The following is a 26,930-nucleotide window of genomic DNA, read 5'->3' as shown; positions in this document are numbered from 1 at the left end:
CTTGCCAGCGAAGTGGCCATTGCCGAGCGCGCCGACCTGGGCGACGCCTTCGCCGGCAAGCCGGCTCCTGCAAGGGGCGGGGTCAGCTGCGCAGTTCCTCGCGGTCGCGAAACTGCTCCAGGGCCTCGGGGTTGGCCAGGGCGTCGGTGTTCTTCACCGGCAGGCCGTGCACCACGTTGCGCACTGCCAGTTCGACGATCTTGCCGCTGATGGTGCGGGGAATGTCCGTGACCGCGAGGATCTTCGCCGGCACATGGCGCGGCGTGGTGTTGCTGCGAATCACCTGGCGAATGTGTTCCTGCAAGGCTTCATCGAGCTCCACGCCGTCTTGCAGGCGCACGAACAGCACTACCCGCACGTCCTGCTCCCAGCTCTGGCCGATGGCCAGGCTTTCCAGGACCTGCTCCAGCTTTTCCACCTGGCGGTAGATTTCCGCGGTGCCGATACGCACCCCGCCGGGGTTGAGCACGGCGTCCGAACGCCCATGGATCAGCCAGCCACCCTCGGCCAGTTGTTCGGCGTAGTCGCCCTGGGCCCAGACGCCGGGAAACAGGCTGAAGTACGAGGCCTTGAGCTTGCTCTGGTCCGGGTCGTGCCACAGGCCCACGGGAATGCTGGGGAAGTGCCGGGTGCACACCAGCTCGCCTTTCTCGCCGATCACCGGCTGGCCCTGGTCGTTCCACACTTCGATGGCCATGCCCAGGCCCTTGCCTTGCATCTCGCCGCGGCGCACCGGCTGTATCGGATTGCCGGCGACGAAGCAGGCGACGATATCGGTGCCGCCGGACATCGAGGCCAGGCACAGCTCGCTCTTGATCTCCCGGTACACGTAGTCGTAGCTCTGCGGCGACAGCGGCGAGCCGGTGCACAGCAGGGTCTTCAGGCTCTCCAGGCGGTGGCTCTGGCGCGGCCGGCTGCCGGCCTTTTCCAGAGCCGCCAGGTACTTGGGGCTGGTGCCGAAGACGCTGATGGCTTCGCGGTCGATCAGGTCCATCAGGTGCTCGTTGCCGGGATGGAACGGCGAGCCATCGTAGAGCACCAGGCTGGCCCCGGTGGCCAGGGCCGAGACCAGCCAGTTCCACATCATCCAGCCGCAGGTGGTGTAGTAGAACAGGCGCTCGCCGGGGCCCAGGTCGGCGTGCAGGCCGTGCTCCTTGAGGTGTTGCAGCAGCACCCCGCCGGTGCCGTGGACGATGCACTTGGGCACCCCGGTGGTGCCGCTGGAATAGAGGATGTACAGCGGATGGGCGAAGGGCACCAGGGTGAATTCGGGCTCGCCGCCGGGGCGGTAGAAGTCGTCCCACAGGCTGACGCTGGCCGGGGTGCGGTAGTCCTCGGCCCGGGCCTGCGAGCGGGCGTAGGGCACGATCAGCAACTGCTCCAGGGACGGCAGGCGCTCGAGGATCTGGTTGACCTTGGCCGTCTGGTCGATGTCCTTGCCGGCGTAGCGGTAGCCGGCGCAGGTGATCAGCACCTTGGGCTCGATCTGGCCGAAGCGGTCGACCACCCCCTGGGTGCCGAAATCCGGCGAGCAGCTGGACCACACGGCCCCGAGGCTGGTGCTGGCGAGCATGCCCACCAGGGTCTGCCAGGTGTTGGGCATGCATGCCGCGACCCGATCGCCGAGACCGACCCCGGCCGCCCTCAGGCTGCGTTGCAGGCCGGCCACCTGGGCCGCCAGTTCGGCGTGGGTCAATTGTTCGCGCTGGCCGTTTTCGTTGATCGCCACCACCGCGACGCTGTCATCCCGACGCTTGAGCAGGTGCTCGGCGAAGTTCAGGGTGGCGCCGGGAAACCACTGCGCGCTGGGCATCTGCGGCCCTTCGCGCAGCACGCATTCAGCAGGCTGGTGGAAGCTGACGTCGAAGACGTCGACGATGGCCTGCCAGAAGCTTTCTCGCTGGTCGATGCTCCACTGGTGCAGGGCGGGGTAGTCGTGAAGATTCAGGCCGTGGCGCTGATTGACGAAGCGGCGAAAGGCATCCATCCGCGTCTTGCCGATGCGCTCGGCGCTGGGTTGCCAGAGTAGGTCGGACATGCAAGGCCTCGTGTTCTTATTGTTGTTTTTTTGGGGGGCTGTTCGCTGGCAAGCCAGCTCCTACGCGGGCCAGCACAGCCGTGTAGGAGCCGGCTTGCCGGCGAAGACGTCAGCCAGAGACGCGCGTCATTGCGCCAGCCACCCGCCATCGATGTTCCACGCCGCACCACGCACCTGGGCGCCGGCTTCGCTGCACAAAAATAGCACCAGTTCCCCCAGTTGCGACGGGGTGACGAACGCCAGGGACGGCTGCTTTTCCGCCAGCAGATCATGCTGGGCCTGTTGCGGGTCGGTGCCGGCCGCGACGCGATCATCGATCTGCTTCTGCACCAGCGGGGTCAGCACCCAGCCCGGGCAGATGGCGTTGCAGGTGACGTTGCTGGTGGCGGTTTCCAGGCCTACCACCTTGGTCAGGCCGATCACCCCGTGCTTGGCCGCCACATAGGCGGCCTTGCCCACCGAGCCCACCTGGCCGTGCACCGAGGCGATGTTGACGATCCGCCCCCAGCCCTTGGCGCGCATCCCCGGCAGCCCCAGGCGGGTGCTGTGGAACACCGACGACAGGTTGATGGCGATGATCGAATCCCAGCGCTCCACGGGGAACTCCTCCACCGCCGCCACATGCTGGATGCCGGCGTTGTTGACCAGGATGTCGACGCCGCCGAACTCCCGTTCGGCGTAGGCGAACATTTCGGCGATCTGCGCAGGGTCGCTGACATCCGCCGGGTGATGGCCGACCTGGCCGCCGAATTGTGCGACCTCGGCGATCGCCTTCGAGGCATCGCCAAAACCGTTGAGAATCAGTTTGGCCCCGGCCTTGGCCAGCACCAGGGCGATGCCCAGGCCGATGCCGCTGGTGGAGCCGGTGACCAGGGCGGTCTTGCCAGAAAGAGTGGTCATGAATACCTCACACAATGCCGGTGGCGTAGAAAGTGGCGATGACGACGAAGACCGCCAGGGTCTTGATCAGGGTAATGCAGAAAATGTCCTTGTAGGCCTCGCGATGGGTCAGCCCGGTGACCGCCAGCAGGGTGATCACCGCGCCGTTGTGGGGCAGGGTGTCCATGCCGCCGCTGGCCATGGCGGCCACCCGGTGCAGCACTTCCAGGGGAATGTTGGCAGCGTGGGCGGCGCTGATGAAACTTTCGGACATGGCCGCCAGGGCGATGCTCATGCCGCCCGAGGCCGAACCTGTGATGCCCGCCAGCAGGGTCACGGTAATGGCTTCGTTGACCAGCGGGTTGGGGATGCTTTTGAGCCAGTCGGCCAGCACCAGGAAGCCCGGCAGGGAAGCGATCACCGCACCGAAGCCGTATTCCGAGGCGGTGTTCATGGCCGCCAGCAGGGCGCCGCTGACCGCGCTCTTGCTGCCTTCGGCGAGCTTGCTGCGAATCGCCGAGAAACCGCACACCAGCACCATCAGGATGCCTACCAGCAACGCCGCCTGCACCGCCCAGATGGCGGTCAGCTTGGCGATTTCGCTGGTTACCGGCGCCGCCATGCCCGGCAGGCTGAGGCTGTGGGTCTTGCCGTACCACTGGGGAATCCAGTGGGTGAACAGCAGGTTCATGATGCCCACCAGCAGCAACGGCGACAGCGCCAGCCAGGGGTTGGGCAGCTCCAGGTCTTCGGCGGTTTCCGGCTCGTTGCGCAGCTCGGTGCCGTAGCCTTCACCGGCCTTCTGCGCCTTGTTGCGCTGGCGCTGGAGGAACAGCATGCCGGCGCAGAACACAAAGATGGTGCCGATCACCCCCAGCCAGGGCGCGGCCCAGGCGGTGGTATTGAAGAAGGTGCTGGGGATGATGTTCTGGATCTGCGGGGTGCCGGGCAGGGCGTCCATGGTGAAGGAAAACGCCCCCAGGGCGATGGTCGCCGGGATCAGGCGCTTGGGGATGTTGCTCTGGCGGAACATCTCGGCGGCAAAGGGGTAGACCGCGAACACCACCACGAACAGCGAGACCCCGCCGTAGGTCAGCAGCGCGCAGACCAGTACGATCACCAGCATGGCCTGGCGGGTGCCCAGCAGGCGGATGGCGGCCGCGACGATGGAGCGGGAAAAGCCCGACAGCTCGATCAGCTTGCCGAACACCGCGCCCAGCAGGAACACCGGGAAATACAACTTGATGAAGCCGACCATCTTCTCCATGAACACGCCGGTGAAGGCGGGCGCCACGGCGGACGGGTCGGTGAGCAGCACCGCGCCGAGGGCGGCGATGGGGGCAAAGAGGATGACGCTGTAGCCACGGTAGGCAGCGAGCATCAGCAGCGCCAGGGCTGCCAAGGCAATGATCACACTCATGGTGTGTCTCTCCAGGATTGTTATTGTTGTCGGGTGTTGCGTGTGGAGAGCGTTATAGCGAGAACTGTGCCATCTAATTAAGCTATTGAAATATATAGATATTTTTATTTTTCTGGGGGCGAATTGACGTTGATTGTCTCTGTTTGGAGATTTTTTTGGGTTTACCGGCCTCTTCGCTGGCAAGCCAGCTCCTACAGAGATTGTGCAAGCCGACGTAGGAGCTGGCTTGCCAGCGAAAAGCGCGCAGTGCGCGGTAGGTTCTTCAAACTGAGATTTGTGTCTCTTTATTGAGACTCGACAATCCCCAGGGCTGCCATCTTCTTGTACAGCGTGGAGCGCCCCAGCCCCAGGCGCCGGGCCGCTTCGTCCACCTTGCCGGCACATTGGGCCAGGGTGGCGCCGATCAGTTGCCGGTCGAAACGCTCTCGGGCCGCGGCGAAGGTTTCCTGGTTTGGCGAATCGCCCGGCACCAGGGCTTCGTTACGCTGCACCGGGCTGAAGCTGCCGATCGCCGCGCGAATATCCGAGGCGTTGAGTATCAGGTCGTCGCTGAGCAGCGCCGCTCGTTCCAGGACGTTGCGCAACTCGCGGATGTTCCCCGGCCAGGCATGTTGCGCCAGCAGGGCCAGGGCATCGCGGTCCAGTTCATGCTGGCTGCGCAGTTCTTCGAGAATCCCTTCGCTCAGGGCCGGCAGGTCGTCCAGGCGTTCGCGCAAGGCTGGCACCTGGATCGGCAGCACATTCAACCGGTAGTACAGGTCGGCGCGAAACTCGCCGCGCTTGATCGCCGCCTCAAGGTCCGTGGAGGTGGCGGCGATGATCCGCACATCGCTGTGGATCACCTCGTTGGAGCCCACCGGTTCGAACTCTTTTTCCTGCAGCACCCGCAGCAGCTTGCTCTGCAGGTGCAGCGGCATGTCGCCGATTTCATCGAGGAACAGGCTGCCGCCCTGGGCGATCTGCAACTTGCCCGGGCGGCCCTTGCGGTCGGCGCCGGTAAAGGCGCCGGGGGCGGTGCCAAAGAATTCCGCCTCCAGCAGGGCCTCGGGAATGGCCGCGCTGTTGATGCTGACAAAGGGCTTGTGCGCCCGTGGCGAGGCGGCGTGGATGGCCTGGGCCAGCAGTTCCTTGCCGGTGCCGGTTTCGCCTTGCAGCAGGATCGGCGACTCGGCGCTGGCCCCGCGTCGGGCGCGGCGCTTGACCTCCAGGCTGGCGGCACTGGTGCCGATGAAGTGAGCGAAGTTGTATTTGGTCTGCCGGGCCCGCAGCAGGGAGCGGGTAGAGGCCAGTTCTTCCTGCATGCTCAGGTAGCGCTTGAGCATCGGCGACAGGCTGCGCAGTTCGTCGAACAGGGCAAAACCGATGGCGCCGATCACCGTGCCGGCGTCGTCGTGGATCGGCAGGCGCATCACCACCAGGGGTTCCTTGGGGGTGTCCTGCATGTCCAGCAGGATGGGGCGGCCGGTGCGCACCACCTCCCGCAGCAGGCTGCCGGGGATCACGCTTTCACAGGGCTTGCCGATGGCGAAGGCTGCCGATTCCAGGCCGAAGCGCCGGGCATAACGCTCGTTCATCCAGACGATATTGGCGTCGCGGTCGACGATCACCGTGCCTTCGCTGGATTGCTCGATGATCTCGAACAGCGAGCGGATCGCCAGTTGGCGCACGCGCTGGTAGTCCTTGAGGCTTTCGCTGTCGTTCATGGCGGCATCCTGAAATGTGCGCCAGGGATTATGCCCGATTTGTAGGAGCCGGCTTGCCGGCGAATGGGGCCTTGGGCGGAGTGGTGATCTTGCGGGCGTCTTCGCTGGCAAGCCAGCTCCTACGGTGGCGGTGAATGTGTTCGCCTGTGTAGGAGCCGGCTTGCCGGCGAAGAGGCCTTTGGGTGGGGCGGTGATCTTGCGGGCGTCTTCGCTGGCAAGCCAGCTCCTACGGTGGCGGTGAATGTGTTCGCCCGTGTAGGAGCCGGCTTGCCGGCGAAGGGGCCCTTGGCTCAGCCGGGATGGGCGGCGGCCAGCAGTTCCCGGGTGTAGGGATGCTGGGGGTTTTCGAATACGTCGTGGCTGGCGCCGCGCTCAACCACCTTGCCGTCCTTGATCACGATCATGTCGTGGGCCAGGGCTCGCACCACCGCCAGGTCATGGCTGATGAACAGGTAGGTCAGGCCGTACTTTTCCTGCAGCTGACGCAGCAGGGCCACCACTTGCTTCTGCACGGTGCGGTCCAGGGCCGAGGTGGGTTCGTCCAGCAAAATCAGCGCCGGCTTCAGCACCAGGGCCCGGGCGATGGCGATGCGCTGGCGCTGGCCGCCGGAGAACTCGTGGGGGTAGCGGTGGCGGCTGTCGGGGTCGAGGCCGACCTCCTCCAGGGCGCGGATGACCTGTTCGTCGCACTGGCGGGCATCGTACTGGCTGTGCACTTCCAGGCCTTCGCTGATGATCTGCGCCACCGACATGCGTGGGCTGAGGCTGCCGAAGGGGTCCTGGAATACCACCTGCATCTGCTTGCGCCAGGGGCGCAGTTGCTTCTGGTTGAGGCCGTCCAGGGCCTGGCCCTGGAAGCGGATGCCACCTTCGGAATCCAGCAGCCGCAGGATCGCCTGGCCCAGGGTGGACTTGCCCGAACCGGACTCGCCGACGATCCCCAGGGTCTTGCCTTGCTGCACGCTGAGGCTGATGCCGTCCACTGCCCGCAGGTACTCCTTGCGCCGGAACAGGCCGCCGCCGATCTGGAATTCGACGCTGAGATTGTCCACTTCCAACACGGTTTCCCGGGTGTCGCGACACAGCGGTTCGCCCTCGGGCTCGGCATGCAGCAGTTCACAGCTGTATGGATGTTGCGGGGCGTTGAACAGGGTGTCGCAGTCGGCCTGCTCGACGATTTCCCCGGCTTTCATCACGCACACCCGCTGGGCGATGCGCCGCACCAGGTTGAGGTCGTGGCTGATCAGCAGCAGGGACATGCCCAGGCGCTGTTGCAGGGATTTGAGCAGCAGCAGGATCTTGCGCTGCACGGTCACGTCCAGGGCGGTGGTGGGTTCGTCGGCAATCAGCAGTTCCGGTTCGCAGGCCAGGGCCATGGCGATCATCACCCGCTGGCGCTGGCCGCCGGAGAGCTGGTGCGGGTAGGCCTTGAGTCGCTCCTTGGGTTTCTGGATGCCCACCAGTTCCAGCAGTTCGAGAATCCGCGCCTGAGCCTCCTTGCCCCCCAGGCCACGATGCAGCAGCAGGGTTTCGCCGATCTGCTTCTCGATGCTGTGCAGCGGGTTGAGGGAGGTCATGGGCTCCTGGAAGATCATGGCGATGCGGTTGCCCCGCAGTTTTTGCAAGGTCGCAGCCGTGGCGCCGATCAGCTCCTGGCCGCGGTAGCGCACGCTGCCGGAGCTGCTGCAGCCGGTCTGCGGCAGCAGTTGCAGGATCGAGTGGGCGGTCACCGACTTGCCCGAGCCGGACTCGCCCACCAAGGCCAGGCATTCGCCGGGGCGGATGTCCAGGCTCAGGTCGCGAACCACGGTCTGCTCGCCGAAGGCGACGTTGAGCTGGCGGATTTCGATCAGGTTCTCAGTCATTTCTACAATCCGCTTCATGATCGTGGATCAAAGGCATCGCGCAACGCCTCGCCGATAAACACCAGCAGCGAGAGGATCAATGCCAGGGTGAAAAACGCCGTCAGCCCCAGCCACGGTGCCTGCAGGTTCTGCTTGCCCTGGCCGATCAGTTCGCCGAGAGAGGCGCTGCCGGCGGGCATGCCGAAGCCGAGGAAGTCCAGGGCAGTGAGGGTCGAGATGGCACCGGTGAGGATGAATGGCAGGTAGCTCAGGGTGGCGTTCATCGCATTGGGCAGGATGTGCCGCAGGATCACCTTGCGGTCGGTCAGGCCCAGGGCCCGGGCGGCCTTGACGTATTCCAGGTTGCGCCCGCGAAGGAACTCGGCGCGCACCACGTCCACCAGGGCCAGCCAGGAAAACAGCGCCATGATTCCCAGCAGCCACCAGAAGTTCGGCTCGACGAAGCCCGAGAGGATGATCAGCAGGTAGAGCACCGGCAACCCGGACCAGACCTCCAGCAAGCGCTGGCCCAGGAGGTCGACCCAGCCGCCGTAGTAGCCCTGCAGGGCGCCGGCGGCGATGCCGATCAGGGCGCTGATGGCGGTCAGGGCCAGGGCGAACAGGATTGACACCCGGGCGCCGTAGATCACCCGTGCCAGCACATCCCGGGCCTGGTCGTCAGTACCCAGCCAGTTGACCTTGCTCGGCGGGCTGGGGGCCGGCTGGGTCAGGTCGTAGTTGGGGGTGTCTTCGCTGAAGGGCACCGGCGGGAACAGCAGCCAGCCACCGTCCTTGCGGATAAGTTGCTGCACGTAGTCGCTGCGGTAGTCGGCCTGGAACGGCAACTGGCCGCCGAATTCCTGTTCGGTGTAGCGCTTGAGCACCGGGAAATACAGCGAGCCCTGGTAGCTGACCACCAGCGGCTTGTCGTTGGCGATCAGCTCGCCGCCCAGGGTCAGGATGAACAGGCCGATGAACAGCCACAGCGACCACCAGCCGCGGCGGTTTTTCTTGAAACGGTCGAAGCGCCGGCGCGCCAGAGGAGAAAGCGTGAGCATCAGGCGTTCCTCGCGGCGAAGTCGATGCGCGGGTCGACCAGGGTGTAGCACAGGTCGCCGATGAGTTTTATCAAGAGGCCGAACAGGGTGAAGATGAACAGCGAGCCGAACACCACCGGGTAGTCCCTGGACACCGCGGCTTCATAGCTCATGCGCCCCAGGCCGTCGAGGGAGAAGATCACCTCGATCAGCAGGGAGCCGGCGAAGAACACGCTGATAAAGGCCTGGGGAATGCCCGAGACCACCAGCAGCATGGCGTTGCGGAACACATGCCCATACAGCACCCGGCGCTCGCTCAGGCCCTTGGCCCGGGCGGTGACCACGTACTGGCGGGTGATCTCGTTGAGGAAGGAGTTCTTGGTGAGGATGGTCAGGGTGGCGAAGCCGCCGATCACCAGGGAGCTGACCGGCAGTACCAGGTGCCAGAAGTAGTCGGCGACCTTGCCCAGGGTGCTCAACTGCTCGAAGTTGTCCGAGACCAGGCCGCGCACCGGGAACCAGTTCAGCGAGGTGCCGCCGGCGAACAGCACGATCAGGAACATGGCGAACAGGAAGGCCGGCATGGCGTAGCCGATGATGATCGCGGTGCTGCTCCAGATGTCGAAATGGCTGCCGTGGTGCACCGCCTTGCGGATCCCCAGGGGGATCGACACCAGGTAGGTGATCAGGGTCGCCCAGAGCCCCAGGGAAATGGTCACCGGCATCTTTTCCAGGATCAGGTCGGTGACCGTGGCGCCGCGAAAGAAGCTCTTGCCGAAGTCCAGCCGGGCGTAGTTCTTGAGCATCAGCCACAGGCGTTCATGGGCCGGCTTGTCGAAGCCGTACTGTTTCTCGATGTCCTGGATCAGCTTGGGGTCCAGGCCGCGGCTGGCCCGGGAGCCGCTGCTGCTCATGGCGTCGGCGGAGCCGCCGACAGCGGCGCCGCCACCGATGCCCTGCAGGCGGGCGATGGCCTGTTCCACCGGGCCGCCGGGGGCGGCCTGGACGATGACGAAGTTCACCAGAAGGATGATCAATAGCGTCGGGATGATCAGCAGCAGGCGCCGCAGAATGTAGGCCAGCATCAGTGGCGCCCTCCGGGTTTGCCACGGCGGATCAGCTCGGCGGCCATTTGTTCGTCGGTCAGTGCGCTGCTGCTGACTTCCCACCAGCTTTCGATGGCTTCATCGTTGCTCGCCGGCACCTTGGGGATGCCGAAGCGGTTCCACCACACCGTGGAGGTGCCGGGCGGGTAGTAGTTCGCAATCCAGTAGTAGTTCCACTGCAGCACCCGGTCCAGGGCATGGGCGTAGCGCAGCATCTCCGGCTGGCTGGTGGCCTTCACCAGGCCATTGACCAGGCTGTCCACGGCCGGGTTCTTGAGCACCATGTAGTTGTTGGAACCGGGGTCGTTGGCCGCGGCGGAGCCGAAGTAGTTGTACAGCTCCATGCCCGGCGAGGTGGTCACCGGGTAGCCGGTGACGATCATGTCGTAGTCCCGGGCCATCAGGCGGTTGACGTACTGGGCGGAGTCGATGCGGCGAATGTTCAGGCTGATGCCGATCTGCGCCAGGTTGCGCTTGTAGGGCAGTAGCAGGCGTTCGATGGAGCCCTGGGTGATCAGGAAAGTGAAGCTCAGGGGCTCGCCCTGGGCGTTCACCAGCTTGTCGCCCTCGGGCTTCCAGCCGGCCTGTTCCAGCAGGGCCAGGGCTTGCAGTTGCTTGTCGCGGATCACGCCGCTGCCGTCGGTTTTCGGCGCCTCGAAAACCTGGGTGAAGACCTCGTCGGGGATCTGCCCGCGCAGCGGTTCGAGGATCTTCAGCTCCTCGGCATCCGGCAGGCTGCGGGCCGCCAGGGCGGTGTTGGAGAAGAAACTCTGCTGGCGGATGTAGAGGTTGCGCATCATCTGCCGGTTGCTCCATTCGAAATCCCAGAGCATGGCCAGGGCCTGGCGCACCCGGCGGTCCTGGAACACTGGCCGGTCGAGGTTGAACACATAGCCCTGGGCCGGTTGCGGCGCCGATTGCGCCAGGTGGGCCTTTTGCAGGCGGCCGTCGTTCAGCGCCGGGCTGTCGTAGCCGATGGAATAGCCGGTGGCGGAAAACTCGCGGTTGTAGTCGTAGGCGCCGCCGCGCAGCACCTGGCGGGCGACGTCGATATCGCCGAAATACTCGACGCTGAAATGATCGAAGTTGTACAGGCCGCGGCTCACCGGCAGGTCCTTGCCCCACCAGTCGGGGTTGCGGGCGAAGGTGATGCTGTTGCCCGAGTCGACCTTGGCCACGCGGTAGGGGCCGCTGCCCAGGGGCGCTTCATAGCCGCCGCCATTGGCGAAGTCGCGACTCTTCCACCAGTGTTCGGGGAACACCGGCAGGGTCGCGATATCCAGGGGCAGGGTGCGGTTTTCATTGTTCTTGAAGTCGAAGCGCACCACTCGTGGTGATTCCACGGTGACGCCTTTGACGTCGTCGAACTGGGTGCGGTAGCGCATGCTGCCCTGGGTCATCAGCAGGTCGTAGCTGTAGCGCACGTCTTCGGCGGTGATCGGCGTGTTGTCGGCAAAGCGCGCCTTGGGGTTGAGGTAGAAGCGCAGCCACAGGCCGTCTTCGGCACGCTCCATCTTTTCGGCCACCAGGCCGTAGACGGTGTAGGGCTCGTCCAGGGAGCGCTGGGCCAGGGGCGAATAGACCAGGCCGTCGAGCTGGGAGACACCGATGCCCTTGTCGATATAGGGCAGTACGTGGTCGAAGCGGCCGATTTCGATGGCCGAGCGGCGCAACGTCCCGCCTTTGGGGGCCTGGGGATTGACGTAGTCGAAGTGGCTGAAACCCTGGGGGTACTTGGCCGGTTCGCCATAGACGGTCATGGCGTGTTGCGGTGCGGCTTGGGCACCCGCGGCGCCCAACAGCAGGGCGGTGAAAAGCACGGTGGAGGAAAGCAGTCGCATTGTCAGCCTTAGGAGCCGGGTGATCGATGACCACGATTTGTACGCTAGCGGCGCGTGACTGGCCAGCCGCATCCGCTTTGGGCAGAGCCTGGCGCCCATGCGCAACGGCCCACCAAAAGGCGGGCCGTTGAGCAGACGCAGGCGCTTGGGGATCAGTCCTGGCGGCTGGTGACTTCCAGCAGGTGGTAGCCGAACTGGGTTTTCACCGGGCCTTGCACCACGTTTACCGGAGCGCTGAACACCACGGTGTCGAATTCCTTGACCATCTGGCCTGGGCCGAAGGAGCCCAGGTTGCCGCCGTCACGGCTGGAAGGGCAGGTGGAGTTCTTTTTCGCGACTTCGGCAAAGTCGGCGCCGGCTTCGATTTCGGCTTTGAGTTCGTTGCACTTGGCTTCGCTGGCAACCAGGATGTGACGGGCAGTGGCTTTGGCCATGGATGTTGCTCCTTTCAAGAAAGTTGAGAGCCTACCGGATTCAGGTGGCTATTTCTTCTCAAAGTTCCTTCAAGGCATTGCCGCCTGGCGCCTGCGGGGGACGAGTGGTGAGGGTCCTGTAGGGGCCGGCTTGCCGGCGAAGAGGTCCTTGGAGGAGACGCTGCTCTTGAGGACGCCTTCGCTGGCAAGCCAGCTCCTGCGGGGGCGGTGCTGCTCAGGCGGGGACGGCTGCGGCCTTGCCTGCGTGTCGCAGTTGTTGCGCGCCATTGCGCAGCAATTGTTCGGTGGCGTCCCAGCCCAGGCAGCCGTCGGTCACCGAAACGCCGTAGCGCAGGTTCGCGCTCAGGGGCTGGCAGCCTTCGAACAGGTGGCTTTCCAGCATCATCCCCATCAGCGAGGTATCGCCCTGCAAGCGCTGCTCCAGTACCTCGTTGAACACCGCCGGCTGACGCAGCGGGTCCTTGCCGCTGTTGGCGTGGCTGCAATCGACCATGATCCGCGCCGGGATCTTCAGCTTCTGCAGGTCCTGCTGGACCTGGGCCACGCTCTGGCGGTCGTAGTTGGGCCCGCGATGGCCACCGCGCAGCACCAGATGGGTGTCGGGGTTGCCTGGGGTCTGGATGACCGCCGGGTGGCCCTGGCTGTCGACGCCGAAGTGGCGGTGCGGGTGGGCCGCCGAACGCATGGCGTCACAGGCGATAGCGACGCCGCCGTCGGTGCCGTTCTTGAAACCCACGGGCATGTCCAGGCCGCTGGCCATCTCGCGGTGGATCTGCGATTCGGTGGTGCGCGCACCAATGGCGACCCAGCTCAGCAGGTCATCGAAGTAGCCGGCGGCCATGGGCTGCAACAGTTCGGTGGCAATCGGCAGGCCCAGGCGCAGCATCTCGCGCATCAGTTCACGGGACAGGTGCAGGCCGCCGGCCATGTCGTCGCTGCCATCCAGGCGGGGGTCGTAGGCCAGGCCTTTCCAGCCGACGGTGGTACGGGGCTTTTCCACGTAGGCGCGCATCACCAGCAGCATCTGGTCGCGCACTTCATCGGCCAGGCGGGCCAGGTTGGCGGCGTATTCCAGGGCCGATTGCGGGTCGTGGATGGAGCAGGGGCCGACGACTACCAGCAGGCGTGGGTCGCGACCTTCGAGGATGGCGCGCACCGCCTGGCGGTGAGCGGCGACTTGTTGGTTCAAGGCCAGGGACAGCGGCAGTTGCTGCTTGAGTTCCAGGGAGCTGGGCAGGCGCTGGGTCAGGGTTTCATTGGCGCTGACGTGGGCGGACAGGGGCAGGGCGGATACGGACGAGTTCATGTGCGGTCTTCCTGGGCGGGCGGCGGGTTATGTCCCGCGCGCGGCCCTACTGGGGTGTTCGACAATTGGCCGTACTGGCCATAAGTGTGCAATTGCCACCGGTAGGTGACCGATCGGAGGCGGCAGGCTGTCCCGAGCGGAGGCTGCTAAATCGCCAGGCGGAGAACATGTCGTAGCGGTAATAGGTGGAGTAGTTCATGGAGCAATCCTCAGTAAGTTCGGTGTGTCGCTGAAAGTCGTGGTTGAAAATGCAGTGCCGGAAAAAACAAAACCCCCGGTCGGGAGGCCGACCGGGGGTTGAGATTTCTCTGGTAGGCGACCCGTTGAAGTGGGCGCCGGTTGGGTATCAGGCGCGCCAGTGGCTAAACCAATACCCAAAATAAAAGCTGGCCGGAGCCCGAGTGCCGTTGACCCAGGCAGCCGCGACCGAGCGCAGTGCGCTGGCAGTGTGGCGATGCAGGGAAGGGGTCTTGGACAACATGGTTTTCTCCGTAAAGTGGGGGCGAGCTTACTAGAGGCCGGTGTCGGGATTCAATCAGTAATTTCTATCGGCGCAGCACGCGGCGGCTATGGATTAAGCCTGCAGGGGATTTATGCCACACTCGCTGCTCCCGCCTGTTCGCCCTCCAAGGAATGTTCATGTCCGTGCTGACCCTCGCTGCTGCCCAAACGGTGTCCATCGCAGGCGATCTACCGGCCAACCTGGCCCGGCATCAGCGGTTGATGCAACTGGCAGCGGCGCAGGGCGTGCAGTTGCTGGTGTTTCCCGAGCTGTCGCTGACCGGCTACGAGCCGCAACTGGCAGCCGAGCTGGCACTGATGCCGGATACACCGCAGTTGCAGCCACTGCGGGATCTGGCCCGGGAGCTGGAACTGACGGCGGTGGTGGGGATGCCGATCCGCCTGTCTGTTGACGGGCCGGTGCTGATTGGCGCTCTGGTGCTGGGCGGCGACGGTTCGCTGGCGGTCTACACCAAGCAGCACCTGCATGCAGGAGAAGAGCGCGCTTTTGTCGCAGGCTGGGGCGGCGCCCCTTTGCATATCGGTGGCGAAACCGTGGCTTTGGCGGTCTGTGCGGACTTCTGCCACGCCAGCCATGTGCAGGCGGCGGTCGATGCCGGCGCCGGGATCTATGCTGCCGGGGTCTTGATCAGCGAAGGTGGCTACGCCGCCGATAGCGCGCAGCTCCAGGGATACGCCCAGGAACACGGGATGCTGGTGCTGATGGCCAACCACGGCGGCCCCAGCGGTGGTTGGGCCTGCGCCGGACGCAGCGCAGCCTGGGATGCCCGGGGCCGGTTGCTGGGCACCGTCGAGGGTGTGGGCGAGGCTTTGTTGATTGTCCAGGGTGGTACTGGGCAATGGCAGGCGCAAGTGCTGGAGGTGAGCCATTGATGGACGGCTTTTCATTACGCCCGGCGGTTGATTCGGACCTGGCGTTCGCCCGCGATCTGACCCGTTCCACCATGCTCGGCTATTACATTCGCAACGACTTGCTGTGGCAGGACGAAGCCTTCGATGTGGCCTGGGCCGGCCGCAGGAACCTGCTGATCTGCCAGGGTGCCCGGGTGCTGGGGTTTGTCAGCCTGAGCCGGGATGCGCAGGCGCTGTATGTCCGCGAATTGCATGTGCTGGAGGCTTTCCGGGGGCAGGGCGCCGGTGCCTGGACGCTGGAGCAGGTGCTGGAGCTGGCTCGCCAGGAGCGCCGAGGGTTGTTGCGCCTGACTGTGTTCAAGGGCAATCCCGCACAGCGGCTGTATGAGCGGATGGGGTTGCGGGTGGTGGGAGAGGATGATTGCTTCTGGCGCATGGAGCGCTTGTCTGATTCGCTTGCCGGAAGGCTTGGCGACGCCTGAGCACAACGCCGTTCCGCAGGCTTTACTGTGCGTTGGGATCTATCGCGGGCGCATCCTCGAGGATGATGCCGTCCTTCATTCCCAGTAGCACCGCGACCTTGTGCGCTTCCCCTCGTTTGCCTTTCTTGCGGCCTGCCAGCACCTGATAGGTAGTGGCCGGGTCAACCCCGTGTTCACGAGCAAATTGTTGAACCGATTTACCTTGATGTTCCAGCCAGGCCTTGGCTTGTGCGGCAGTGCGGATACCGGGCATAGTTCAAAACCGTTCAAATTTGTTTAATGCTTGAAGAGTATGACACCCCCTTGGGGTGTATCAGATGGGATCATACATCCAAATGAGTGGAATCGGTTCGCGGTTGAGGCAGGAGCGAGAACGCCTGGGACTGTCGCAGAAAGTTTTTGGTGAAATAGGCGGGGTTGAAGCCAACGCCCAGGGTAAATATGAAAGTGGTGATCGTGCACCCAAGGCGGATTATCTGTCCCGGGTGGCGGCAAAAGGGGTGGATGTGCTGTATGTGCTGACCGGCAGCCGGATCCCGATCCAGAGCGGCGGGCTGAGTCAGACCGAGGAAAAGGTCCTGGATTGCTATCGGGCGCTGTTCAAGGAGGATCAGGATGCTATCTGCCGCCTGACCAGTACCCTGGCCGAGCTTTCGGCAAGCCAGGGCGAGAGGCGCAAGGCCCAGGTACGAGAATGAGGGGCGCTGGCCTCTTTCGATGCGCACGGGGGTAGGACCGTTATTGCGCCCGGATGTTTTTTATATAGCGCTTGTGATTAGGTTTGTACGCCGCTTTTTTGCTAAGGTGTCGGGCAACCTGTAAAGACCATATCGCGAGGTGTCTGCTTGATAAGGGTGCTAGTAGTCGATGACCATGATCTCGTTCGTACGGGCATTACACGAATGTTGGCTGACATCGATGGCCTGCAAGTAGTCGGGCAGGCGGAGTCAGGGGAAGAATCCCTGCTCAAGGCGCGGGAGCTGAAGCCCGATGTGGTCCTGATGGACGTCAAGATGCCAGGCATCGGCGGCCTCGAAGCCACGCGCAAACTGCTGCGCAGTCATCCGGACATCAAGGTCGTGGCGGTCACCGTCTGCGAGGAAGATCCCTTTCCTACCCGCTTGCTGCAAGCGGGTGCGGCGGGCTATCTGACCAAGGGCGCCGGTCTGAACGAAATGGTCCAGGCCATCCGCCTGGTATTTGCCGGCCAGCGCTATATCAGCCCGCAGATCGCTCAGCAATTGGTGTTCAAGTCATTCCAGCCTTCCAGTGATTCACCGTTCGACGCCCTGTCGGAACGGGAGATCCAGATTGCGCTGATGATTGTCGGCTGCCAGAAGGTGCAGATCATCTCCGACAAGCTGTGCCTGTCGCCGAAAACCGTGAATACCTACCGCTATCGCATTTTCGAGAAGCTCTCGATCAGCAGCGATGTCGAGTTGACGCTATTGGCGGTTCGTCACGGCATGGTTGATGCCAGCCTCTGAAATGACCGAACAGTTTGATCCCAGTGCCTTTCTTTCTACCTGCAGTGGCCGCCCCGGTGTGTATCGCATGTTCGACAGCGATGCACGCCTGCTTTACGTCGGTAAAGCCAAGAACCTGAAGAACCGGCTCTCCAGCTATTTCCGCAAGACCGGCCAGGCGCCGAAGACCGCCGCCCTGGTGGCGCGCATCGCGCAGATCGAAACCACCATCACCGCCAATGAAACCGAAGCGCTGCTGCTGGAGCAGACGCTGATCAAGGAGTGGCGGCCGCCGTACAACATTCTCCTGCGCGACGATAAGTCCTACCCCTACGTGTTTCTTTCGGACGGCGACTTTCCGCGTTTCAGCATCCATCGCGGGGCGAAGAGGCAGAAGGGCAAGTATTTCGGCCCTTATCCCAGCGCCGGCGCCATCCGCGAAAGCCTCAGCCTGTTGCAGAAGACCTTCATGGTCCGCCAGTGCGAGGACAGCTACTACAAGAACCGTACGCGGCCCTGCCTGCAGTACCAGATCAAACGCTGCAAGGCGCCCTGCGTCGGCCTGGTGGAGCCTGAGGTCTATGCCGAGGACGTGCGCCACTCGGTGATGTTCCTGGAGGGGCGCAGCAATGCCCTGACCGACGAACTCTCCACCGCCATGGAAGCCGCCGCCAGCACCCTGGATTTCGAAAAGGCCGCCGAACTGCGGGACCAGATCTCCCTGCTGCGTCGGGTCCAGGACCAGCAGAGCATGGAAGGTGGCACGGGCGATGTGGATGTGGTGGCGGCCTTCGTCAACCCGGGCGGCGCCTGTGTGCACCTGATCAGCGTGCGCGGCGGCCGGGTATTGGGCAGCAAGAACTTCTTTCCCCAGGTGGGTATCGAGGAGGACGTGGCCGAAGTCATGTCGGCGTTCCTCGGCCAGTATTTTGTCAGCAGCCCGGAACGCGACCTGCCTTCCGAGTTGATCGTCAACGTGGTCCATGAGGACTTCCCGACCCTGATCGCCGCCATCGACGAGCTGCGCGGGCGCGAGTTGACCATCAGCCACCGGGTACGCGGTACCCGCGCCCGCTGGCAGCAACTGGCGGTAACCAACGCCGAGCAGGCCCTGAGCGCGCGCCTGGCCAACCGCCAGCACGTGGCCGCACGTTTCGAAGCCCTGGCCGAGGTGCTGAACCTGGACGAGCCGCCGCAGCGCCTGGAGTGCTACGACATCAGCCATTCCAGCGGCGAGGCCACTGTAGCCTCCTGCGTGGTATTCGGGCCGGAAGGGCCGCTGAAGTCCGACTACCGGCGCTACAACATCGAAGGCGTGACCGCCGGCGACGACTACGCCGCCATGCACCAGGCCCTGACCCGGCGCTTCAGCAAGCTCAAGGACGGCGAGGGCAAGCTGCCGGACATCCTTCTGGTGGACGGCGGCAAGGGCCAGCTGTCCATGGCTCGGGATGTGCTCAATGAGCTGGCGGTGCCGGACCTGATCCTGCTCGGCGTGGCCAAGGGCGCGACCCGCAAGGCCGGTTTCGAAACCCTGTACCTGAACGACGCAGCCCACGAATTCACCCTCAAGGGTGACTCGCCGGCGCTGCACCTGATCCAGCAAATCCGCGATGAGGCTCACCGCTTCGCGATCACCGGTCACCGCGCACGGCGTGGCAAGACCCGGCGTACCTCGACCCTGGAAGGGGTGGCGGGCGTCGGGCCGAAGCGTCGGCGGGACCTTCTCAAACATTTTGGTGGATTGCAGGAACTGTCCCGTGCAAGCATCGACGAGATTGCCAAAGCACCGGGAATCAGTAAAAAGCTCGCAGAGTTGATTTATGCAAACCTGCACAGCGAGTAGAATGCCCAATCACCTCGTAGCCAGTTGTGCCGATGAATATCCCTAATCTGATCACCGTTCTACGCGTCCTGCTCATCCCGATTTTCATTTTGCTGTTCTATTTGCCCTATAGCTGGAGCTACATGGCCGCCAGTTCAGTGTTTGCCTTCGCGGCCGCCACCGACTGGCTGGACGGCTACCTGGCGCGGCGCCTGCAGCAGAGCACGCCGTTCGGTGCGTTCCTCGACCCGGTGGCCGATAAGCTGATGGTGGCGGTGGCCCTGGTGCTGCTGGTGCAGGAGCATCACAACCTGTGGCTGACCTTGCCCGCCGCGGTGATCATCGGTCGTGAAATCGTCATCTCGGCGCTGCGCGAGTGGATGGCCGAGCTCGGCGCGCGCGCGCAGGTGGCGGTGTCGAACATGGGCAAGTGGAAAACGGCGGCGCAAATGCTGGCGCTGGTGATTTTGCTGGCCAATCCCTCGGACTTCAGTTTCTGGGTGCTGGTAGGTTACGCGTTGCTGTTGGCGGCAGCGGGCCTGACCCTGTGGTCCATGCTGCAGTATCTGCGAGCCGCCTGGCCGCACCTGAAAACTGATAACGAGAAAAAATAAGTTTTTTTGAATCAAAGGCTTGACGCGCATTCGGATTTCTATAGAATGCGCAACACCAAGACGTTGCGGGAATAGCTCAGTTGGTAGAGCACGACCTTGCCAAGGTCGGGGTCGCGAGTTCGAGTCTCGTTTCCCGCTCCAAACATAGCGCTGCAGAGTTCCACGAATTCTGCAGCGATCGAAAAAAGGACCTTCGGGTCCTTTTTTCGTTTCTGCGGGCTTCACTGAAATCCAGCACCATCCAGCGCCTTCAAATCCAGGAATTGAGTCCTTCTCAAAAGGCTTGAATCCGGGCAGCGCTGAATCGGTTCGTTGCTGGAGCGGTGATGAACATCCGGCCCCTGGCCTGTTCAGGCACTCACGATGGCACTCTCGGATAACAGCCAGGCGCTGAATGTTTCAAGCGCCGGATAATGCTGATAGCGCGCTGCGCAGGTCAGATAGTAATTGCGACCGCTTTCCATAGGGCCAAACAGTTTTACCAGTGCCCCGGATTTGATTTCGTCTTGCACCAGAATATCGGGAACCAGCCCAATGCCGACGCCAGCGGATACCGCCTGTATAAGGTGAGCCGTGAGCTCAAAGCTTGGGCCTGTCCGCATTTTCTGGTGGTCCAGCTTGTTGAGGTCAAACCAATCAGACCAGCTATTGGGTCGAGAAACGACATTCAACAACAAATGATTGGTGACATCGTTGAGCGACATCTCAAGGCTGTCCGGCAGCGCTTTGGGGCTGGCGACAACCACCAGTTTTTCTTGTAGCAAAAGGTGCGATACGTAGCCCGGCCAGTCGCCTTTTCCCGCGTAGATGATGGCCTGCATGTCGCTCACGCTGGATGGGTTGTCGGCGTGAATGATCCTCGAGTGGACGTGCACCAGGCTCCTGGGATGACGCGCATAAAATTCATGCATTTTGGGCAGCAGCCATTTTGAACCGAAGGTCGGCAGTACCGCGAGGTTCAATGGGCCTTCTTCCTCCTTGAAGGCAATTGTCTGCAGGGTAGCGCTTCGAATTCGGCCCAGTGCGGCAGTGAGTTCATGCTGGTAAAGCGCGCCGGCAGCGGTGAGTTCGATTCTTCTTCCCTCACGTTTGAACAGCGAGACCTCAAGCTGTGATTCCAGAGCCTGCACTTGCCGGCTGACAGCGCTTTGAGTCAGGGCAAGTTCGTCTGCCGCTTTGGTAAAGCTGCAATGTCGGGCTGCTGCCTCGAAAGCGATCAGCAGGGACATCGAGGGGGTCAGTCTTCGTGGGTTCATTCATAAAGCTCATGGAAATGCTGCAGGTTTTACGTTTGTGTGAAGTGTCTTGTCCCCACAAAATCGGTGGAAAGGCCTTTGTCCTGAGCCAGGCCTCGGGCTAGGAAGCATACATAACGAGAATGCTCAGATTAGCCGTATCGCCGCTAGGAATTCCACCATGATTGCCAGGTTGCCTCCCCACGAAACTAAAAACGAACCCTGTGAGTTGTTCCTGGCTCGCCTTGAGAAAGAAGGATTCCAGGGAGAAATTGCTCGCGATCATGCTGTGAGGACAGTGCTGGCAACCGACAACTCGATCTATCAGCGTCTGCCTCAAGCCGCGGTGTTTCCCAGAAATGTGCAAGATGTCGAGCTCTTGGCCCGCCTTGCGGCGCTGGCGTCGTTCAGTTCGGTGGTGCTCACGCCGCGTGGCGGCGGAACCGGAACCAATGGCCAATCGTTGACGAGCGGCGTTGTGGTGGATCTGTCGCGTCATATGCACGGCATCCTTGAGATCAACGTCGAGGAGCGCTGGGTGCGTGTGCAAAGCGGTGTGGTCAAGGACCAGCTCAATGCAGCGTTGAAACCGCACGGACTGTTTTTTGCACCGGAGTTGTCGACGTCGAATCGGGCCACGATCGGCGGGATGATAAATACCGACGCAAGCGGTCAGGGAAGCTGTACCTACGGAAAAACCCGTGACCACGTCCTGGCGCTTTCTACCATTCTGATAGGCGGGGAGCGGCTCGATAGTGCAGTCCTGGAGCGAGATTGCTGGCAGGCGCAAGCACATCGCGACGACAAGGTTGGGGCAATTTATCGATGTGCTTCGCAGATCGCCCATGATTACGCCGAACTCATCGAGCATACCTTTCCCAAGTTGAACCGTTGCTTGACGGGATATGACCTGGCGCATCTGCGTGAGCCGAATGACCGATTCAATCTGAACAGTGTCCTGTGTGGGTCCGAAGGCTCACTGGGTTTCATTGTTGAAGCCACGCTGAATGTGTTGCCCATTCCCAAGTACTCGATCCTTGTCAACGTACGTTACGCGGGCTTCATGGATGCATTGCGCGATGCCAAGGCGTTGATGCAGCTCGAGCCATTGTCCATCGAGACGGTCGACTCCAAGGTCCTCGGGCTGGCCATGAACGACATCGTCTGGCACGGAGTCGCCGAGTACTTTCCCCAAGACCCCGATGTGCCAACCCTGGGAATCAACCTGGTGGAGTTCAGCGGCGACGATGAGGAAGTGGTTCAGCTGCGTGTTCATGAGTTTGTCCGGCACCTTCAGCAGGACACCAGTGTGGTGCGATTGGGGCACACCCTTGCCATCGGTGCAGAGGCATTGAAGCGGGTTTACGCGATGCGCAAGCGTGCGGTGGGGCTGCTGGGGAATGTCAAAGGTTCCGCCAGGCCCCAGCCGTTCGTTGAAGATACTGCGGTTCCTCCCGAGAACCTGGCTGATTTCATTGCGCAATTTCGGGCGCTTTTGGATAGCCATGGTTTGGAATATGGCATGTTCGGCCACGTTGACGCCGGGGTCCTGCATGTGCGGCCGATTCTGGATATGAAAGACCCCGCTCAGGCGGCCTTAATCCAGCCCATTTCCGATGCCGTCGCCGAGCTGACGCAAAAGCACGGTGGCTTGCTCTGGGGGGAGCATGGCAAAGGGTTGAGGTCGCAATATGTGCCGGACTACTTCGGCGAACTCTATCCGGCGCTGCAGGAACTCAAGTCGGCTTTTGACCCGTACAACCAACTCAACCCGGGAAAAATCGCCACGCCACACACGCTACCTGACGCTCGGTTGACTCGAGTTGATGAGGTCACGTTGCGCGGCGAGCTGGATCGTACGATTGATGAGCGGGTGTGGTTGCATTACGACGCCGCGGTCCATTGCAACGGCAATGGCGCCTGCTACAACTTCGACCCCGATGACGCCATGTGCCCTTCCTGGAAGGGCACTCGAAATAGAATTCACTCGCCCAAGGGGCGCGCTTCTCTGGTCCGGGAGTGGCTGCGCTTGCAGGGGCAGCAAGGTGTCGATGTGTTGGTTTCACAAGGGGCTCGCCCTTTAGCGGCCACGGTGATCCGCTTCGCCAGGCGTGCTGCCAATACGGTTGCGCACAAGATGGGCCAGAAAGACTTTTCCCATGAGGTCTACGAGGCGATGGCAGGGTGCCTCGCCTGCAAGTCCTGTGCGGGTCAGTGCCCGGTGAAAGTCAACGTGCCCGACTTTCGCTCGCGATTCCTCGAGCTATACCACAGCCGATATCTGCGCCCATTGAAGGATTACCTCATCGGTTCTCTGGAGTACACGATTCCCTACTTGGCCCGTGTGCCGCGCTTGTACAACGGGATCATCGGTTCTGGGATGGTGGGGGCGTTTCTTCGGCGCGTTGCCGGTATGGTCGACAGCCCGCTGCTGAGCTTGCTGAATTTTGATGACGTTTGCCGCCGCTGGAAGGTGCGCGTGGCGTCGCCAGCGCTTCTTGAAGGGCTGGACGAGGCGCAGCGTAAACGCAGCGTTATTCTCGTGCTGGACGCCTTCACCCGTTATTTCGAGACACCGCTGCTCGCGGACTGGATCGAGTTGATTTCCAGGCTCGGGTTTGAGGTGTACATCGCGCCGTTCGCGGCCAATGGCAAGCCGCTGCAGGTTCAGGGCTTTCTAAAGGCATTCGAACAAGCCGCGCATTTCAACGCCCGATCGCTTCGCGAATTGCATCAATATCAGATTCCGTTGGTGGGGCTTGATCCAGCGATGACCTTGGTTTACCGCCAGGAGTACGTCAAGACCCTGGGTGAGGACCAGGCCCCAGCGGTGCTGCTGCCGCAGGAATGGCTTGTGGAGGTGCTTGTGCAATCAGCGGTGAGCGCCGACGAAGGTACTTACTACTTCCTGCCGCACTGCACCGAGAAAACCAACGAGCCGGGCAGTGTGGGCCTGTGGCAGACGATCTATGCGCGAGTCGGCTTGAGGTTGCAGGTGCAAGCCAGTGGGTGTTGTGGAATGTCCGGAACCTACGGGCACGAAACACAAAATGCCGAGACGTCCGAGGTTATTTACCGACAGTCCTGGGGGCCATTGGTGGCCCGTCTTAATGGGGCAGGGCGCCTGCTGGCGGATGGGTACTCGTGTCGAAGCCAGGTCAAGCGCAAGGACGGGCAGCTTGTCCTGCACCCGCTCCAGGCGTTGCTGAGGTTCCTGCGCGACACCGCCACCCCATCTTCAGGATGCTGATTGGCGCGAGCCTGAGGCGGCTTGGCCGCCTCGCGTTTCTCCAAGTATTGATTGGAGGCCATCGGCCCAGCGAAAACCGATGTGCGCAGATCGTCGAGCGGTATCAGAACCCATAGAGCTTTGCAGGGTTATCAACCAAAATCTGCTTGATGAGCGCGTCATCGTTTTCAACCCAGTTAAACAGCATCTCCAGCAGACTGGCATCGTTGGGCATGGGTACCGGTATACAAGGATGTGGCCAGTCGCTCGCCCACAGTAAGCGGTTTGGATTCGCTTCGATCAACGCCCGAGCGTAGGGCGTTACGTCGTCGTAAGGGAAGTCCTTCGATGCTGTAAAGCGATAAGCCCCCGAAAGCTTGACCCACACACGACCTTCTTTTAACAGCCGCAGCAGGTCGGTGAATCCTGGATGGCCCAGCCCGCAACTGGTGGGCATGTGCCCCATGTGGTCGATGACGACTGCGACGGGCAGGCTGGCCACGGTCTCGTACAAGTCGGCGAACTCGGTGATATCGATCAGTAGCTGTAGGTGCCAGCCAAGTGGCGCGACTTTTTCTGCCAGCGCTGCAACATCCGATACCTCGACACCGCTTTTGAAGATCAGGTTGACGCGCACGCCGCGCACCCCGAGGCGATGCATTGCCCACAAGGTTTCTGTATCGGTATCGGCATCGATCACCACAACGCCGCGGAATGCGCTGCCCGCTTCTTTCAGTGCCGCGAGCGTTGTGCTGTTGTCCGCCCCATAGACGCTGGGTTGGACGATGACCCCGCGACTTAGCCCCAGGGTTTTTTGGACGCGTTGAAATGCCTCCAGTGGAGCGGGCGGCGGCGTGTAGGAGCGGTGAGGAGAGAAGGGTTGGCCATTCTCGTCACCAAAAACGTGGAAGTGGCAGTCGCACGCGCCGTCAGGCAAGGTGCGTGGCAATGTACGAGGTTCAGGGTCCGGGCCTGCGCATTGCGGTGCGTAGGTCTCTCCCAGCGAACTCATCCGAGTGATTTCCCAACCTTGCAATCCTCGCAATCCGTTGCGTTCGGCGGAGTTGATGATTTGTTGCCAGGTGACTCGTCTGGCAAGGTCGGGATCGCCGAGCCTGATCGCTTCGAAGATCGCCTGATGCTCAGCCAGTAGCGTCTCGCCAAGGTCGCTGGAGCGAACCAGGTGGTTCTCCAGTAACGCCGCTTCGTAGACGTGGCTGCACAGAAAAATGATGAAGTTGCGAAAGTATTCATTGCCTGTGGCATCGGCAATTGCGCGCTTGAACTGCAGGCTGTGTTCCACCATGTCCTGACGGTTTTGGATACTGGCGCGCAGGGTGTCCAGTGCCGCTTCAATCTTGTTCAACTGACTGAGTGACCGGCGTCTGGCGGCCATGGCGGCCGCGGCGACTTCGAGGTCCAGGCGCAGCTCATACAGTTGACGCAGCTTGGTGCTATCGGTGAGCTCCTCTTGAGTTATCCGGAAGCTGCTTTGGTTGGCTTCGGTTGCAACAAATACCCCAAGCCCCTGGCGACTGACGACGAGGCCGGCCGAATTGAGCCGAGCGACAGCTTCACGCACTACATTTCGGCTAACGGCAAAAGCCTCTGCCAACCGGCTTTCCGTGGGGATGCGATCACCTGGGCGGAGTCGACCTTCACGTATTTCGCTTTCCAGGTGACGAAAAATTTCAACCGAGAAGTGATCGCGTCGGCCAATTGCTTTTATAGTCATTTTACTCAGTCATCAAATGTCAGTTTCAAAAGCTTGAAACGTCAAACGCCCACGTAACGAACATTGCGTGGGCGTTACTCTAACAAATGATGGCTGGCTCAGTGTAATTGCTTGCCCTTGGTTTCCGGGAGGAAGAAGGTCACCACCAGGACAAGGCAGTAGGCTCCTCCCGCGAAGATCGCGATGGCGGTGCCGAGGCTGTATTTGGCGCTTATAAAGCCTACGAGTCCGGGAAACAGAGCGCCTACCGCTCGCCCAAAGTTATAGGAGAATGCCTGGCCATTGGCCCTCACTGCTGAAGGATAAAGCTCAGTCAAAAAGGCGCCCATGCCGCTGTAGATACCTGAAGCTGCGAAGCCCAGTGGAAAGCCGAGAAACAGCATTTGAGTGTTGGTCAAGTTCAGCTGCATGTAGCAGACCACACTGATGGCCGACAGAACGGCGAAGATGATGAAGTTGGGGCGGCGCCCCAGGCGGTCAGACAGGAAGGCGCCGCAGACATAGCCAAAGAATGAACCGATGATGACCACCATCAGATAGCTACCGGTGCCAAAGACCGACAGGCCCTTTTCCAGTTTCAGATAGGCTGGCAACCACGTGGTGATTGCGTAGTAGCCACCTTGAACGCCCATGCAGAGCAGGGCGGATAGCAGCGTGGTGCGCAGGAGCGAGGGTGAGAAAATGTGCCAGAAAGGAACCGAGTTGCCTGTTTCGCTCTGGTGCTTTTTAGTCCGCAGGAATACCTCGGGCTCTGGTACATATTTACGAATGTAGAGGACCAGAAGTGCCGGAACGATGCCGATCCAAAACAGCGAACGCCAGGCAATATCTTCGGGAAGCAAGCTGAAAGACAGTGTGTAGAGCAGTGCGGCGGCGCCCCAGCCAATGGCCCATCCGCTTTGCACGATACCCACGGCTTTGCCGCGATGTTGCGCTCGAACCATTTCGCCGATCAGTACCGATCCCACGGCCCACTCACCTCCGAACCCGAGCCCCTGCAGTGCCCGAAGGACAAATAACTGTTCGAAGTTTTGCGCAAAGCCGATCAATACGGTGCAGATCGAGAACCACAGAATACTGATCTGCAGCAACCGCACACGACCGTATCGGTCTGCCAGAATGCCCGCTCCCCATCCGCCAATGGACGAGAAAAGTAACGTCACGGTACTCAGTAGCCCCACTGAACCCTTGTCAATGTGCCAAAGGGTCATCAGCGAGGCGATGACAAAGGTGAACACCATGAAATCCAGGGCGTCCAAGGCCCAGCCACCAAATGCGGAATAGAAGGTGCGTTTTTCAACGGTATTAAGTTCGCTAAACCAACTCATTATTATTCTCCGGGCAGCACCGCAGTTCTGCTTG

The 26,930-nt window shown here is 62.0% G+C and carries 21 protein-coding genes and 1 tRNA gene; 8 read left to right on the top strand and 14 right to left on the bottom strand.

Translation table 11 applies throughout. The features are described from left to right. Nucleotides 1–82: 82 nt before the first annotated feature. From PFLCHA0_RS18035 to PFLCHA0_RS17990, 10 genes are all read right to left on the bottom strand, one after another. Entirely contained in the window at nt 83–2,038 is a 1,956-nt protein-coding gene (locus PFLCHA0_RS18035; protein WP_015636020.1) for an acetoacetate--CoA ligase, read from the bottom strand. Between the two features lie 126 nt (nt 2,039–2,164). Continuing rightward, nucleotides 2,165–2,938: a 3-hydroxybutyrate dehydrogenase gene (gene hbdH, locus PFLCHA0_RS18030; protein WP_015636019.1), complete on the bottom strand. Its 774-nt coding sequence runs from the start codon at nt 2,936–2,938 to the stop codon at nt 2,165–2,167. A gap of 7 nt (nt 2,939–2,945) precedes the next feature. Continuing rightward, the gene (locus tag PFLCHA0_RS18025; protein ID WP_015636018.1) at nt 2,946–4,337 is read right to left on the bottom strand and encodes a GntP family permease; all 1,392 of its coding nucleotides are present in this window, start codon (nt 4,335–4,337) and stop codon (nt 2,946–2,948) included. 284 nt (nt 4,338–4,621) lie between these two features. Beyond that, entirely contained in the window at nt 4,622–6,040 is a 1,419-nt protein-coding gene (locus PFLCHA0_RS18020; protein WP_015636017.1) for a sigma-54 interaction domain-containing protein, read from the bottom strand. 290 nt (nt 6,041–6,330) lie between these two features. Beyond that, the gene (locus PFLCHA0_RS18015) at nt 6,331–7,905 is read right to left on the bottom strand and encodes an ABC transporter ATP-binding protein (protein WP_041752327.1); all 1,575 of its coding nucleotides are present in this window, start codon (nt 7,903–7,905) and stop codon (nt 6,331–6,333) included. A 14-nt stretch (nt 7,906–7,919) separates the two neighbouring features. After that, complete coding sequence (locus PFLCHA0_RS18010; protein ID WP_015636015.1) at nt 7,920–8,942, bottom strand: ABC transporter permease; 1,023 nt, start codon at nt 8,940–8,942, stop codon at nt 7,920–7,922. After that, nucleotides 8,942–10,006 (bottom strand): microcin C ABC transporter permease YejB, encoded by a 1,065-nt coding sequence (locus PFLCHA0_RS18005; RefSeq protein WP_015636014.1) that lies wholly within the window; start codon nt 10,004–10,006, stop codon nt 8,942–8,944. The genes PFLCHA0_RS18010 and PFLCHA0_RS18005 overlap by 1 nt, the downstream gene beginning before the upstream one ends. After that, nucleotides 10,006–11,868, bottom strand: coding sequence for an extracellular solute-binding protein (locus PFLCHA0_RS18000; protein ID WP_041752326.1), 1,863 nt, complete (start codon nt 11,866–11,868; stop codon nt 10,006–10,008). Before PFLCHA0_RS18000 ends, PFLCHA0_RS18005 begins: the two co-directional genes overlap by 1 nt. Before the next feature lie 152 nt (nt 11,869–12,020). Then, a complete protein-coding gene (locus PFLCHA0_RS17995) occupies nt 12,021–12,302 on the bottom strand; it encodes a peptidylprolyl isomerase (RefSeq protein ID WP_007924449.1) in 282 nt (93 codons plus the stop codon). A 214-nt stretch (nt 12,303–12,516) separates the two neighbouring features. Next, the gene (locus tag PFLCHA0_RS17990) at nt 12,517–13,608 is read right to left on the bottom strand and encodes a 3-deoxy-7-phosphoheptulonate synthase (protein WP_015636012.1); all 1,092 of its coding nucleotides are present in this window, start codon (nt 13,606–13,608) and stop codon (nt 12,517–12,519) included. Nucleotides 13,609–14,247: 639 nt separating this feature from the next. Between PFLCHA0_RS17990 and PFLCHA0_RS17985 the strand changes: the two genes are divergently transcribed. Together PFLCHA0_RS17985 and PFLCHA0_RS17980 are read left to right on the top strand one after the other, a co-directional pair. Beyond that, a complete protein-coding gene (locus PFLCHA0_RS17985) occupies nt 14,248–15,003 on the top strand; it encodes a carbon-nitrogen hydrolase family protein (RefSeq protein WP_015636011.1) in 756 nt (251 codons plus the stop codon). Next, nucleotides 15,003–15,464 carry a GNAT family N-acetyltransferase gene (locus PFLCHA0_RS17980; RefSeq protein ID WP_011061844.1) on the top strand — a complete coding sequence of 154 codons (462 nt, stop codon included), beginning with the start codon at nt 15,003–15,005 and terminating at the stop codon, nt 15,462–15,464. Before PFLCHA0_RS17985 ends, PFLCHA0_RS17980 begins: the two co-directional genes overlap by 1 nt. A 22-nt stretch (nt 15,465–15,486) precedes the next feature. Here the strand turns inward: PFLCHA0_RS17980 and PFLCHA0_RS17975 are convergent, their stop codons facing one another. After that, on the bottom strand, nt 15,487–15,717 hold the full coding sequence (locus PFLCHA0_RS17975; RefSeq protein ID WP_011061843.1) for a DNA-binding protein: 231 nt from the start codon (nt 15,715–15,717) through the stop codon (nt 15,487–15,489). An 82-nt stretch (nt 15,718–15,799) separates the two neighbouring features. Here PFLCHA0_RS17975 and PFLCHA0_RS17970 point away from each other — a divergent pair, with 82 nt between their 5' ends. The 5 genes from PFLCHA0_RS17970 (at nt 15,800) to PFLCHA0_RS17950 (ending at nt 19,510) form a co-directional block, all read left to right on the top strand. Continuing rightward, the gene (locus PFLCHA0_RS17970) at nt 15,800–16,162 is read left to right on the top strand and encodes a helix-turn-helix domain-containing protein (RefSeq protein ID WP_011061842.1); all 363 of its coding nucleotides are present in this window, start codon (nt 15,800–15,802) and stop codon (nt 16,160–16,162) included. 147 nt (nt 16,163–16,309) lie between these two features. Next, nucleotides 16,310–16,951, top strand: coding sequence for a response regulator transcription factor GacA (gacA, locus tag PFLCHA0_RS17965; RefSeq protein WP_011061841.1), 642 nt, complete (start codon nt 16,310–16,312; stop codon nt 16,949–16,951). A gap of 1 nt (nt 16,952) precedes the next feature. Beyond that, nucleotides 16,953–18,776, top strand: a complete 1,824-nt coding sequence (gene uvrC, locus PFLCHA0_RS17960; protein WP_041752325.1) for an excinuclease ABC subunit UvrC — start codon at nt 16,953–16,955, stop codon at nt 18,774–18,776. Nucleotides 18,777–18,808: 32 nt separating this feature from the next. After that, nucleotides 18,809–19,369: a CDP-diacylglycerol--glycerol-3-phosphate 3-phosphatidyltransferase gene (gene pgsA, locus PFLCHA0_RS17955; RefSeq protein WP_011061839.1), complete on the top strand. Its 561-nt coding sequence runs from the start codon at nt 18,809–18,811 to the stop codon at nt 19,367–19,369. Between the two features lie 65 nt (nt 19,370–19,434). Beyond that, nucleotides 19,435–19,510: transfer RNA gene (locus PFLCHA0_RS17950), tRNA-Gly, on the top strand. Nucleotides 19,511–19,719: 209 nt separating this feature from the next. On the opposite strand, the gene PFLCHA0_RS17945 is transcribed toward PFLCHA0_RS17950, so the two are convergent. After that, complete coding sequence (locus PFLCHA0_RS17945) at nt 19,720–20,625, bottom strand: LysR substrate-binding domain-containing protein (protein WP_015636008.1); 906 nt, start codon at nt 20,623–20,625, stop codon at nt 19,720–19,722. A gap of 160 nt (nt 20,626–20,785) precedes the next feature. On the opposite strand from PFLCHA0_RS17945, the gene ydiJ reads away from it, so the two are divergent. Then, nucleotides 20,786–23,854, top strand: coding sequence for a D-2-hydroxyglutarate dehydrogenase YdiJ (gene ydiJ, locus PFLCHA0_RS17940; protein ID WP_015636007.1), 3,069 nt, complete (start codon nt 20,786–20,788; stop codon nt 23,852–23,854). Between the two features lie 103 nt (nt 23,855–23,957). On the opposite strand, the gene PFLCHA0_RS17935 is transcribed toward ydiJ, so the two are convergent. Together PFLCHA0_RS17935 and PFLCHA0_RS17930 are read right to left on the bottom strand one after the other, a co-directional pair. After that, complete coding sequence (locus PFLCHA0_RS17935; protein WP_015636006.1) at nt 23,958–25,568, bottom strand: amidohydrolase family protein; 1,611 nt, start codon at nt 25,566–25,568, stop codon at nt 23,958–23,960. Between the two features lie 98 nt (nt 25,569–25,666). Beyond that, on the bottom strand, nt 25,667–26,896 hold the full coding sequence (locus PFLCHA0_RS17930) for an MFS transporter (protein ID WP_011061835.1): 1,230 nt from the start codon (nt 26,894–26,896) through the stop codon (nt 25,667–25,669). Nucleotides 26,897–26,930 lie beyond the last annotated feature (34 nt).

Source organism: Pseudomonas protegens CHA0, assembly GCF_000397205.1.
Taxonomy (GTDB): domain Bacteria; phylum Pseudomonadota; class Gammaproteobacteria; order Pseudomonadales; family Pseudomonadaceae; genus Aquipseudomonas; species Aquipseudomonas protegens.
This window is presented reverse-complemented; position numbering and strand designations above follow the sequence as displayed.